This window comes from Pseudonocardia sp. NPDC046786 (genome assembly GCF_040645415.1).
GTDB classification, from domain to species: domain Bacteria; phylum Actinomycetota; class Actinomycetes; order Mycobacteriales; family Pseudonocardiaceae; genus Pseudonocardia; species Pseudonocardia kongjuensis.
Window position 1 is genome coordinate 89,374 of sequence record NZ_JBEYYF010000020.1, and the last position, 11,118, is coordinate 100,491.

Sequence of the window (11,118 nt, forward strand, 5' to 3'; positions counted from 1 at the left end):
GGGAGGGTTCATGCTGCTCTCACCTTCGGGTTGATCCAGCCGTAGGCCAGGTCGACGACGAGGTTCACGACCACCACGACCAGCGCGCAGAACAGCACGTAGCCCTGGATCACCGGGTAGTCGCGTTGCAGTACCGAGTTCACCGCCAGCGAGCCGAGGCCGGAGATGCCGACCACCGCCTCGACGACGATCGTGCCGCCGATCAGCCGGCTGGTCTGCAGGCCGAGCACCGTGACCACCGGGATCGCCGCGTTGCGCAGGACGTGCCTGCCGATCAGGTGCGGCGTCGAGGCCCCGCGGGCCCGGGCGGTGCGGATGTAGGGCCGGGCGAGGACGTCGGCGACGCAGCCACGGGTGTGCCGCGCCAGCTCGGCGGCGGTGGCCAGGCCGAGCGCGGTCGCCGGGATGAGGATGTGCGAGAGCCAGGTGCCGAAGCCCCGGTCGAGCGGGACGTAGGTGGTGGCGGGCAGCCAGCGCAGGGTCAGCGCGAAGACCGACACCAGCAGCATCGCCACCCAGAAGCTGGGCATCGCGATGCCCAGGGTCGCCAGGGTGGAGACCGCGCGGTCGATCCAGCTGCCCTGGCGCAGGCCGGCGATGACGCCGGTGCCGACGCCGAGCAGCAGGGCGAGGACGATCGCGGTGAGCGTGAGCGCCAGGGTCGGCGGAGCCACGTCGAGGATCGCCTCGGTGACGGGCTGGTTGGTGAACAGCGAGTTGCCGAGGTCCCCGCGCAACACTCCGCCGAGCCAGGACAGGTACTGCTCGTACACGGGTCGGTCCAGGCCCAGCTGCTCGCGGATCCGGTCGACGTCGGCCACCGAGGCGTTGTCGCCCGCGATCACCTCTGCCGGGTCTCCGGGGATCAGCTGGACCATCAGGAAGGTCAGCAGTGAGACGAGCCAGAGAACGAGCAGGCCGCCGCCGATCCGGCGGATGACCATTCGTGAGTTCATCGTCGCTCCGTCCGACGCTGGGCGGTGGTGACGCTGCCGCAGGTGGGGAGGCACTGTCGCGGCGCTCGTCCGATTATTGGACTTTCTGTTCGTTTACTGACACATATCGTGCACTGTGGTGTGGTCCACGTCAAGGTGTCAACCAGCAGGAAACCCTGCTGGACAGCGCGGATGTCGTGCAGCCGTGGAACGATCGCCGCGTACGCGGGCAGCGCCGGGCGCCCCGCCGGGGTGGGACGAACCCACCCGCGGGGCATGCCGCGCCGCGCCGCGGGCGGCCCCGGGCCGGGGTGCCCGTGGCGGGGCCGTGGCGCAGCGGTCAGAGACCGCCGTCGGCGATCAGCCGGGCGGTGTCGAGCAGCCGGCGGGCGACGTGCTCGACGTCCACCTCGCCCATCGAGACGACACCGATCGCGGCGTCGAGGGAGTGGCCGTCGCCGTCGAACAGCGGAACCGCGATACCCACCGCCCCCGCGGTGAGCCGCCCGCGGGAGACCGCGTACCCGGCCTCCCGGGCGTTTCGGACGACGTCCGGGTCCGAGGTCCTCGGCTTGCGCGCCATCAGGATCGCCAGGCCGCTCGCGCCCTGGGCCAGCGGGTGCCGGGCGCCGCTGTGCTGGGAGAGGTGGAAGACCGAGGCCGGCGGCTCGAAGACCGACAGCGCGACCGCGTCGTCGCCCTCGGCGACGACGCACTGTGCGGTCACCTCCAGCTCCTGCGCGAGCCGGCGCAGGTGCGGGGCGGTCGCCCGGCGCAGCTCCGGATTGGCCTGGCGGGCCAGCTGCATCACGCCCAGACCCAGCCGGTACCGGCCGGAGCTGCCTTCGGCGACGAGCCGGTGCGCGCGCAGCGTGGTGAGCAGCCGGTAGACGGCCTGCCGGTGCACCCCGAGCGAGGTCGCCAGCTCGGCGACCGTCATCTCGCGGTCCTCGTTGGCCAGCAGCTCCAGCAGCCGCAGCCCACGATCGAGGGTCAGCGAACCGCTCTGTGCCGGCCCGTCGCCGTCCCGCACCTCCGTGCTCATCTGCGACACCTTCCCCGACCTACGCTGTGGACACCGGCTCCTGTCCGCCGGGTGTGACGGAGGGCCGCCACCTTATCGCTCCGCATCCGACCGTTCACGATGCGCACGCCCGGTCGGCAGCGGCGGCGGCCCCGGCGATCCGGCCGAACGCCATGCACTCGGCGAGGCTGGCGCCGCCGGCCGGGTAGAGCAGGCCGTGGATCGAGCCCAGCTCGCCCGCCGAGTACAGGTTCAGGACCGGATCGCCACCGACGGCGAGCACCCTGGCGCGCGCGTCGCGGCGCGGCCCGCCGACGGTGTGCGAGCCGCCCGGGTACAGCGGCACCGCGAAGAACCGCCGCCCGTCCAGCGGGACCAGGGTCGATGCGGCACGTCCGAGGTGCTCGTCGTGACCGGCGGCGCAGGAGGCGTTGTACCGCCGCACCGACTCGGTCAGCGCTGTGGGATCGAGCCCGCAGAGCTCCGCCAGCGACGACGGGTCCGGCGCGCCGTGGATCCAGCCGCGTTCCAGCTCGGCGACGTTGTCGGCGCTCCAGGTGTAGTCCTGCACCGGACCGGCCGGGCCGGAGTAGGTCGGGACCAGCGGACCCTTGTCGAAGCGCCGCTCGTCGAAGATCCACCAGGTCGGGATCCGCGGATGGGTGAGCCGCTGCGCGTCCATCCCGAGCAGTTCCAGGTGCGCTGCGTGCTGCCGGCCCGGCTCGGCCAGGAAGCGTTGCCCGGCACCGTCGACGAAGATCGCCCCGGGATTGGCCGCCCGGTCCGGGTCGGGCCCGAACCGGCCGGTGCCCCAGAGATCGATCCCGGTGCCCCCGCTGTAGCCGTTGCCGGGGAAGCGGGCGACGAAGTGCCCGGGCCAGACGTTCATGTGCCACAGCTCGGCGCCGACCTGCTGGGCCATCCGGATCCCGTCGCCGGTGTTGTCCTGGCTGCCGTAGAACCAGGCCCGCGGGACCGGCAGGAACTGGCGCTGCATGCCCGGATCGCCCTCGAAGCCGCCGACCGCGAGCACCACGCCGCGCCGGGCGCCGATCCGCTGCGCGCGCCCCCCGCCGTCGTCGACCCGGACGCCGCGCACGCCGCCGTCCGGGCCGGTGATCAACCCGGTCGCCGCGGTGCCGAACCGGACCTCGATCCCGCGATCGTCGACCAGCGAGCGGAGCAGCCCGAACAGCGGGCAGCCCGGCCAGCGGGCCGCCCGCTCGGAGGGCAGCACCCGGTGCACCGTGACCGAGCCGTGGTCGGGCAGCGTGTCGTGCTCGCCGTGCAGGTCGAGGACGCTGTACTCGCCGCCGTGCGCGGTCAGCCAGGCCGGGTTCGCCGCGGTCTCGACCGCCCACGTCCGGATCAGCTCCGGCTCGACGACCGCGTCCTCCCCGGACACCGCGTAGGACGCCGCCAGGTAGCGGCAGGCGGCGTCGACGTCGGTGGGGACCAGGAAGAAGCCCGCCGCGTACCGGCTGTTCGGCCGGTGCCGCTCGGCGGTCTGCTTCTCCAGGACCAGCACCTGGGCACCGGCGTCGTGCGCGGTCACCGCGGCGACCGCGCCCGCGTCGCCGAGCCCCAGCACGACGACGTCGACCGTGCGGTCGAACTCTGTGCCGGACATCGGTACCTCCCGCTCAGCCGGCCGCGGCGGTGAGACCGAACAGCCGCACCGCGTTCTCCTTGAGGATCTTCGGCCGTACCTCGTCCCGGAAGCCGGCCGCGGCGAAGTCCTCCAGCCAGCGTTCGGGGGTGATCATCGGGAAGTCCGAGCCGAACAGCATCTTGTCCTTGAGCAGCGTGTTCGCGTACTGGACCAGCTGCGGCGGGAAGTACTTCGGGGACCAGCCGGACAGATCGATGTAGACGTTCGGCTTGTGCATCGCGACCGACAGCGCCTCGTCCTGCCAGGGGAACGACGGGTGCGCCAGCACGATCTTCAGGTCCGGGAAGTCCACCGCGAGGTCGTCGACGAGCATCGGCGAGGAGTACTTGAGCCGCAGCCCGCCGCCGCCCCGCTGCCCGGCGCCCGCCCCGGTGTGCCCGGTGTGGAACAGCGCGACCATCCCGTGCTCCTGCAGCACCTCGTAGAGCGGGTAGCCCATCCGGTCGTTCGGGAAGAAGCCCTGCGAGGTCGGGTGGAACTTGAAGCCCTGCACCCCGTGCCCGGTGATCAGGCTGCGGGCCGCCCGCACGCCCGCCGCACCGCGGTGCGGGTCGATGCTGGCGAACGGGATCAGCACGTCGGAGTGCTCCGCGGCCAGGTCGGCGATCTCCTCGTTCGGCGGGTTCGGCTCCCGCCCGGTCTGGTGCGCCGCGTCCACGGTGAACACGACCGCCGCCATCCTCCGCTCCCGGTAGTACTCGGCCAGCATCGGCACGGTGAACCGGGTGACCTCGCCGGACCTGAAGTACTTCGCCATCGCGGCGAAGCCTTCCGACCCGTCGGGGGCGGCCTGTTCGGCGACCGAGAGCTGCACGTGGGTGTGCACGTCGATCGCGTCGACGGCGTCGGGGTCGATCCCGCGGGTCATGTCGCCTCCCCGGCGGTGACGACGGTGGCGGAGCCGCCGAGCACGGCCCGTCCGTCCTGGTTGGTGGTGGTCAGTGTCAGCTCGGCGAGGTGCTCGCCGCCCTCGGTCCGCAGCTCGTCGACCCTGGCGGTCACGGTGAGCGTGTCGCCGGGCCAGGTCGGGGACTGGAACCGGGCGCGGTAGCGGCGGACGTTCGCGGTGCCGAACCAGTCGGCGAGAACCTGCCCGGCCAGCCCCATCACCAGCATCCCGTGCGACATCACCGTCGGGTGCCCGGCGACCCGGGTGGCGAACGGCTCGTCGGTGTGCAGCGGGTTGAAGTCCCCGCCGGCCCCGGCGTACATCACGATCTGGGTCCGCCGGAGGTCCTCGACGACGACCTCGGTCCGCTCATCGCCCACGATCACGGTGGCCGGGGTGCTCATGCGGCACCTCCCGCCGGCCGGGTGCGGACGGTCACCGCGGTGGCGCGGGCGACCAGCTCGCCGTCGGCGTCGTGGAAGTCGGTGTGCCGCTCGGTGAAGTCCAGCACCCCGGAACGCCCCTCCTTGCTCCAGGTCCGCCCGTCCCGCTTGCTCGGGACCAGGGTCTCGCCGACCCGCAGCGGACGGAAGTAGGTGAACTCCTGCTCGGCGTGCAGCCCACCGCCGCCGGCACCGCCGCCGCCCGGCCCGGCCCCGGAGCCCTGCCAGGGCCGGCCCGGCCGCATCCGAAGCGGCCAGTCCGGGTCGAAGTGGGCGTAGGCGATCGGGAAGGTCGGTGGCACCGCGCCGCCGGGATCCGGCTCGGCGCCGAGCGCCCTGGCGAACGCCAGCACGTGCCCCCGTTCGATCGGGAAGCTCCGCTGGGTCATCTGTCGTCCTCCTGGGTCCTGGTGGCGAGCTGCTTGGCCCGGGTGCGGTCGACCTTCCCCGCCGGGGTGCGCGGCACCGCGTCGATCCGGATCAGCCTGCGCGGATGCTTGTACCGGGCGAGCCGGTCGGCCAGGTGCGCGATGAGCGCCTCGTCCGAGTGCCCCGCCAGCTCCCCGGCCACCAGCGCGGTGACCTCCTGGCCCCAGCGCGGGTCGGGCAGCCCGATGACGACCGCGTCGGCGACCGCCGGGTGTGCCACCAGTGCCTGCTCGACCTCCTCGGGGAAGACCTTCTCGCCGCCGGTGTTGATCACGCCGTCGCCGCGGCCGAGCAGGATCAGCTTGCCGTCCGCGTCCAGCGAGGCCAGGTCGCCGGGCACCGCGTACCGCACCCCGTCGATCACCCGCCAGGTGCGCGCGGTGCGCTCGGGATCGCGCAGGTAGCCGACCGGCTGCGGGCCGGCGCTGGCCAGCACGCCCACCCGGCCGCTGCCCGGCTCGACGTCACGGTCCTGCTCGTCGAGCACCCTGGCCACCGGCGCCAGGTCGAACCGGCCGTCCGCCAGGTCCGCCTCGCTGCTCGCCTCGGCGACCCCGAACGGGCCGCCCTCGGACGCGGAGATGTTGTCCACCAGCGTCATCGAGCCCTCGGCGAGCAGGGAGCGCTTGACGTCGATGCTCCAGGCGACCCCGGAGCTGGTGATCCGGCGCATGCTGGAGACGTCGTACGGGGTGCCGGTCGCCCGCTGCTCCGCGAGCGCGTCGAGCAGTGGGCGGCCGAACGCGTCCCCGACGATCACCATCTCGGTCGCCCGCTCCCGGGCCACCACCTGCCAGACCTCGTGGGCGTCGAGCGAGTGCGAGGTGCAGAAGCAGACCGTGCCGCCGCCGAGCAGCGTGCGCACCGCGTGGAAGAAGCCGGTGCCGTGCATCAGCGGCGACATCGGCAGCACCACCGGCACGGCGTCGCGCTCGCGCAGCTCGGCGACCGCGGCCCGGACCTCCGCCGGGCCGGAAGGGGCGGCGATGCCCTGCTGGCGGAAGACCGAACCGAGGATGCCGAGCAGGCCGGCGCGGTCCCAGATCACACCCTTCGGCCGGCCGGTGGTGCCGCCGGTGAGCAGGATGATCCCGTGCTCGAACCCGGTCTCGTCGCCGGCGGTGACCGGCTCCCCGCTCGCCGCGGCGTCCGCGTAGGACGCCGCGGTGCCGGCCGCGGAGTCGCCGGTCCGCAGCACCGCGGTCAGTGTCGGCAGCGAGCCGGCGACCCCGCCGACCCGCTCGGTCAGGCTCTCGTCGTGCACCAGCGCCACCGCGCCCACGTGGTCGAGCACGTAGGCCAGCTCGGGCTCGCGGTACCGGTAGTTGATGTTGACCGGGACTGCGCCGATCCGGAACGCGGCGAGCACCGTCTCCAGGTACTCGGCCCCGTTGTAGAGGGCGATCGCCACGGTGTCGCCGCGGCCGACCCCGCGCGCGGCGAGGGTCCCGGCGACCCGGTCGGCGCGGGCGTGCAGCTCGGCGTAGGTGGTCCGCACGTCGCCGTGCGCCACCGCGATCCGGTCGGCCGCGGCGGCGCCCGCGGCCCGCAGCGCCGCGGACACGCTCATCGGACTCTCAGGGGTGGGCAAGGTGGCCTCCGATCCGGGAGTGCCCGCGAAGCAGGTCGCGGGAGATGATCATTCGTTGCATCTCGTCGGTGCCCTCGAAGATCCGCATCACGCGGACCGACCGGTACCACCACTCCAGGGGCAGCTCCCTGGTGTAGCCCAGGCCACCGTGGACCTGCAGCGCCCGGTCCACCACCCGGCCCACCATCCCGGTGCAGTACAGCTTCGCGATCGCCGCGGCGTGCCGGGCGTCGGCCCCGCGGTCGGCGTCCCACGCCGCCCGCAGCGCCAGCCAGCGGCCGGCCTCCAGCTCGGTCTCGGAGTCGGCGAGCATCCAGCCGATGCCCTGGTTGGTGCCGATCGGCCGGCCGAAGGTCTCCCGGGTGTTCGCGTGGTCCACCGCCATCTGCAGGCAGCGCGCCGCGATCCCGATGCACTGTGCGGCGATCGTGTGCCGGCCCTTGCCGATCCAGCGCATCGCCAGCTCGAAGCCCTTGCCGACCTCGCCGAGGACGGCCGAGTCGGGCACCCGGACGTCGTCGAGGAACAGCGTCGCCGGCTCGTGCCAGCTGCCCATCGTCGGGATCGGGGTCGAGGTCCAGCCCTGTTCGCGGTCGACGAGGAACGCGGTGATCCCCGGCTCGGCGACGGCGAAGACGATGGCGTAGTCGGCCTCGTTGCCGCCGGTGATGAAGGTCTTCTGGCCGTTGATCAGCCAGTCGGTGCCGTCCCGGCGGGCGGTGGTGGTGATCGCCCGCGCGTCGGAGCCCGCTCCGGGCTCGGTCAGCGCGAAGCAGCCGCGCCGCGCACCGGAGATGGTCGGGCTCAGGTAGGCCCGTTGCTGGGCGGGCGTGGCGGCGAACAGGATGTTGTCCGCCGCGCCGCCGAAGCGGAACGGCACGCACGTCGTCGCCAGCTCGGTGGTGATCAGCGACTGGAGCATCGCCGGGAGGCCCATCCCGCCCCATCCGGTGGGCGTGGCGAGACCCCAGAACCCGAACGAGCGGGCCTTGTGCTGCAGCTCGACCAGCTCGTCGTGCGGCAGGCCGGGCTCGCCGGAACGCTCGCGGCGCAGGAACTCCGGCTCGCGGGGCAGCAGCTCGCGCTGCACGAACCGGCGGACGGTGTCCCGGATGTCGCGTTCCTCGTCGTCGAGTGCGAAGTCCATCGGAGACCTCAGGTCCCGTTGCGTGCGGGCAGGTCGTAGGCCCGCGCGTTGGAGATCATGGCCGCGTCCATCATCCATGCCTTGGCCCGCTGCGGGTCCGCGGCGATGTCGGACATCTGCTGCTGGAACCGGCGCCGCTGGGCCTCGTCCGCCTCGGCCAGCGCGGTCGTGGTCCGGTGGGTGATCTCCTGGACCGTCTCCACCGCCGCCTTGCGCCGCCGGGCCGCCCACATGTCCAGCGCGCTCTCGTCGAGCGCGCCGGCGAGATGACCGGCGAGCTGCACGGACAGGTCGAACGCGTCGTGGATCCCGCTGTTCAGGCCCATCCCGCCCATCGGGCTGTTGATGTGCGCGGCATCGCCGAGCAGCAGTACCCGGCCGTGCCGGAAGCTGTCGACCACCCGCTGGTGCACCGCGTAGGTCTTGCGTTCGAGCAGCGCCAGGTCGGGCTGGTCGCCGAACAGCTTCCGCAGCCGCTGCCCGACGTAGGCGTCGGAGACGGCCTCCTCGCTGCTCACCTGAGGCGGCACCGAGACGACCACCCGCCACACGTCCGGGACCCGCAGCACCAGCAGGTGCTCCACCGGGTCGGAGATGTAGTTGACGTCGCAGATCCCCGGTAACAGGGTGTCGATCGGGTGGTCGATGGACAGCACAAGGTAGCGGTGCTCGTAGGTGAGCCCGTCGAACGGCCGGTCCAGCACCCGGCGGACGGTGCTGCGCGCCCCGTCGGTCGCCAGCACCCATCCGGCGGTGGTCGTGCGCTGCCCGGACCGCAGCTCGACGTGGTCGCCGGCGTCGTGCAGGTCGCTGATCCCGCAGCCCATCCGGATGGTCACGTCGGGATGGGCTGCGGCCAGTGCGTCGCGCAGGATCTGGGTGTACTTGTACTGCTCCAGCTGCAGCCGGAAGGGGAACTCGGTCTCGTCGTCGAGCGCACCGAAGTCGAACTCGGCGATCAGCCCGTCGGTCCGGTCCCGGACCTGGTAACGCGGTGCGATCAGACCTGCGGTGAGCATCGCGTCCGCGATTCCCAGGTGCCGGGCGATCTCGATGGTCGGCGGGTGGAACGTCGATGCCCGCCACTCGGTGCTGAGCTCGGGCTCGGACTCGAAGACGGTGACCCCGATCCCGGCCCTGGCCAGTGCCAGCGCCGCGGTCAGCCCTACCGGGCCGGCCCCGACGACGGCCACCTCGGTGGCGGGGCCGGCGCCGTTCGCGCGCCCCCGTGCGGTGCTCATCAGGTACTCCACTCGACGATGTGGTCGCACATGCGTGCGGCCAGCTCGGGGGTGCCCTGGAAGTAGTGGTCCGCGCCGGTGATCTCGACCAGCTCCCGCCGGTGGTGCCGGACCGCGTCGTACATCCCGCGGGCGTGGCTGGGGAACGCGGCGCAGTCGGCGGAGCCGTACACCACCATCACCGGGGCGCTCACCCCGCGCAGCCGCTGGTAGGCGTTCGCGCGGCTGTGCGCGTGGCTCCACTGGCTGAGCCAGGACCGCAGGCTGGTCAGGTGCCCCAGCGACGCGGGCTGCGTGTTGGCGGTCCACGGATCGCCCCACAGCGTGCCGGCCCTCCGATCCGACGGATCCAGCGTGAGATCGGTGAACCGCAGGTCGGCCGCCGTTCCGTGGACGACGAACGGCAGGTCGTCCGGGCCGGGACGGTCCAGCTTCGTCAGCTCGGTGAGCCGGTCGAACGCCAACGCGGAGATCCGGTCGTTGCGGGCGATCTGCGCCGCCCGGTAGCGCTGCACGAACTCCGGTCGGTAGGGCGGTCCGTGCTGCGGGTCGAACATGTCCAGCCCGGGATCGCGGCCGAACGGGTCGTGCTCGTCGACGATCGCCGGATCGAGGCCCTCGGTGTACACGGTGGCCCGGCCCGGATGGGCCATCGCCATGACCAGGCGGTCGGCCGGGACCAGCCCGGCGCCCGCGAGATCGACCGGGTCGCCGGCCGGGGTCTCGGTGATCGTCGGGTTCTCGGCCTGCTCCTGGTACAGCGCGGCCAGTCCACCGCCACCGGAGTTGCCGACGAGCACGATCTCGGGGTACCCGAGCTCGTGCAGGTGGGTGATCGCGGCACCGATGTCCAGAACGCAGTTCTCCATGATCAGTGCGGAGTCGTTCCCGACGTAGCGGGTGCACAGGCCGACCGCGGCGACACCGCGCTCGGCGAGATCGGCCAGTGCGTAGTGGCCGAGGAAGTTCGACGCCGGGTGCACGATCAGCACGGCGGTGGTCGGGGTGCGGCGGTCGTCGCGCCAGAGGGTGGCCCAGATCTTGCCGCTGAGCCTGGCCACGCCGGAGTTGATGTCCAGGCGTTGACCGGCGGGCATCGGGATCCCGAGCAGTTCGCGGGTCAGCACGTGCGTCCCCTCACCCGCGCTGGTTCCAGGCCTGCAGGTTGGCGGCCCCTTCGCGGGCATCCTGTTCGGTGAGTTCGCGGGTCTGCAGGGTCAGTTCGATCCGGACCCCGTTGGGATCGAAGACGTAGAGCGACTCCCAGACGCCGTCGTGGTCGACGATCCCGTTCACCTCGACCCCCTCGGTCTCGAAGTGCGCCTTCCAGGTGAGCAGCTCCTCCATCGAGTCGATGTTGAGCGCGAGATGCCGGATCCAGGACGGGACCGCATCCGGTTCGTACTCGGGCAGGCCGTCCACCTCGAAGAACGCGATCGCGCTGCCGTCGGCGAGCCCGAAGAAGGTGTGCAGGAACGGGGTCCTCGCCCCGCTGGAGGGCACCTCGTCCTGCCGGATCGCGGCGATCAGCGGGCAGCGCAGCACCCGCGTGTAGAAGTCGTGCGTCCGCTGGGAGTCCCACGTCGGGTAGGCGATGTGGTTGAGCGAGCGCGGTGCCTGCAGTTCCGAGGCGACGGTGTCGGTCATAGTGCCTCTTCTCTATTATTGGACAGTGAGTCCGGTATCCGTACGGATAGTGCGGCTTGGGGGAGGGCGTTGTCAACCGATCACCTGCGACCGGCGACCC

General features: G+C 72.5%; 11 protein-coding genes. All 11 read right to left on the bottom strand.

Translation table 11 applies throughout. The features are described from left to right. Positions 1–8 precede the first annotated feature (8 nt). The 11 genes from ABZ881_RS22670 to ABZ881_RS22720 all read right to left on the bottom strand — a co-directional run bounded on the left by ABZ881_RS22670 (position 9) and on the right by ABZ881_RS22720 (position 11,018). Entirely contained in the window at positions 9–956 is a 948-nt protein-coding gene (locus ABZ881_RS22670) for an ABC transporter permease (RefSeq protein ID WP_358487448.1), read from the bottom strand. Between the two features lie 319 nt (positions 957–1,275). Beyond that, a complete protein-coding gene (locus ABZ881_RS22675; protein WP_358487450.1) occupies positions 1,276–1,980 on the bottom strand; it encodes a helix-turn-helix domain-containing protein in 705 nt (234 codons plus the stop codon). A gap of 94 nt (positions 1,981–2,074) precedes the next feature. Then, on the bottom strand, positions 2,075–3,589 hold the full coding sequence (locus ABZ881_RS22680) for an FAD-binding protein (RefSeq protein WP_358487451.1): 1,515 nt from the start codon (positions 3,587–3,589) through the stop codon (positions 2,075–2,077). A gap of 13 nt (positions 3,590–3,602) precedes the next feature. Next, positions 3,603–4,499, bottom strand: a complete 897-nt coding sequence (locus ABZ881_RS22685; protein ID WP_358487453.1) for an amidohydrolase family protein — start codon at positions 4,497–4,499, stop codon at positions 3,603–3,605. Continuing rightward, complete coding sequence (locus ABZ881_RS22690; protein ID WP_358487455.1) at positions 4,496–4,924, bottom strand: MaoC/PaaZ C-terminal domain-containing protein; 429 nt, start codon at positions 4,922–4,924, stop codon at positions 4,496–4,498. Before ABZ881_RS22690 ends, ABZ881_RS22685 begins: the two co-directional genes overlap by 4 nt. Beyond that, a complete protein-coding gene (locus ABZ881_RS22695) occupies positions 4,921–5,352 on the bottom strand; it encodes a MaoC family dehydratase N-terminal domain-containing protein (protein WP_358487456.1) in 432 nt (143 codons plus the stop codon). The genes ABZ881_RS22690 and ABZ881_RS22695 overlap by 4 nt, the downstream gene beginning before the upstream one ends. Continuing rightward, on the bottom strand, positions 5,349–6,962 hold the full coding sequence (locus ABZ881_RS22700; RefSeq protein WP_358487458.1) for an AMP-binding protein: 1,614 nt from the start codon (positions 6,960–6,962) through the stop codon (positions 5,349–5,351). Before ABZ881_RS22700 ends, ABZ881_RS22695 begins: the two co-directional genes overlap by 4 nt. Before the next feature lie 7 nt (positions 6,963–6,969). Beyond that, the gene (locus ABZ881_RS22705) at positions 6,970–8,130 is read right to left on the bottom strand and encodes an acyl-CoA dehydrogenase family protein (protein ID WP_358487459.1); all 1,161 of its coding nucleotides are present in this window, start codon (positions 8,128–8,130) and stop codon (positions 6,970–6,972) included. 8 nt (positions 8,131–8,138) lie between these two features. After that, positions 8,139–9,371, bottom strand: a complete 1,233-nt coding sequence (locus ABZ881_RS22710; protein ID WP_358487461.1) for an NAD(P)/FAD-dependent oxidoreductase — start codon at positions 9,369–9,371, stop codon at positions 8,139–8,141. Further along, positions 9,371–10,498, bottom strand: coding sequence for an alpha/beta hydrolase (locus tag ABZ881_RS22715; RefSeq protein ID WP_358487463.1), 1,128 nt, complete (start codon positions 10,496–10,498; stop codon positions 9,371–9,373). Before ABZ881_RS22715 ends, ABZ881_RS22710 begins: the two co-directional genes overlap by 1 nt. A 10-nt stretch (positions 10,499–10,508) precedes the next feature. Continuing rightward, positions 10,509–11,018, bottom strand: coding sequence for a VOC family protein (locus tag ABZ881_RS22720; protein WP_358487465.1), 510 nt, complete (start codon positions 11,016–11,018; stop codon positions 10,509–10,511). Positions 11,019–11,118 lie beyond the last annotated feature (100 nt).

Coding starts and splice junctions, on each gene's coding strand:
- ABZ881_RS22670 (WP_358487448.1), bottom strand. CDS start 956: ATGAACTCACGAATGGTCATCCGCCGGATCGGCGGCGGCCTGCTCGTT.
- ABZ881_RS22675 (WP_358487450.1), bottom strand. CDS start 1,980: ATGAGCACGGAGGTGCGGGACGGCGACGGGCCGGCACAGAGCGGTTCG.
- ABZ881_RS22680 (WP_358487451.1), bottom strand. CDS start 3,589: ATGTCCGGCACAGAGTTCGACCGCACGGTCGACGTCGTCGTGCTGGGG.
- ABZ881_RS22685 (WP_358487453.1), bottom strand. CDS start 4,499: ATGACCCGCGGGATCGACCCCGACGCCGTCGACGCGATCGACGTGCAC.
- ABZ881_RS22690 (WP_358487455.1), bottom strand. CDS start 4,924: ATGAGCACCCCGGCCACCGTGATCGTGGGCGATGAGCGGACCGAGGTC.
- ABZ881_RS22695 (WP_358487456.1), bottom strand. CDS start 5,352: ATGACCCAGCGGAGCTTCCCGATCGAACGGGGGCACGTGCTGGCGTTC.
- ABZ881_RS22700 (WP_358487458.1), bottom strand. CDS start 6,962: ATGAGCGTGTCCGCGGCGCTGCGGGCCGCGGGCGCCGCCGCGGCCGAC.
- ABZ881_RS22705 (WP_358487459.1), bottom strand. CDS start 8,130: ATGGACTTCGCACTCGACGACGAGGAACGCGACATCCGGGACACCGTC.
- ABZ881_RS22710 (WP_358487461.1), bottom strand. CDS start 9,371: ATGAGCACCGCACGGGGGCGCGCGAACGGCGCCGGCCCCGCCACCGAG.
- ABZ881_RS22720 (WP_358487465.1), bottom strand. CDS start 11,018: ATGACCGACACCGTCGCCTCGGAACTGCAGGCACCGCGCTCGCTCAAC.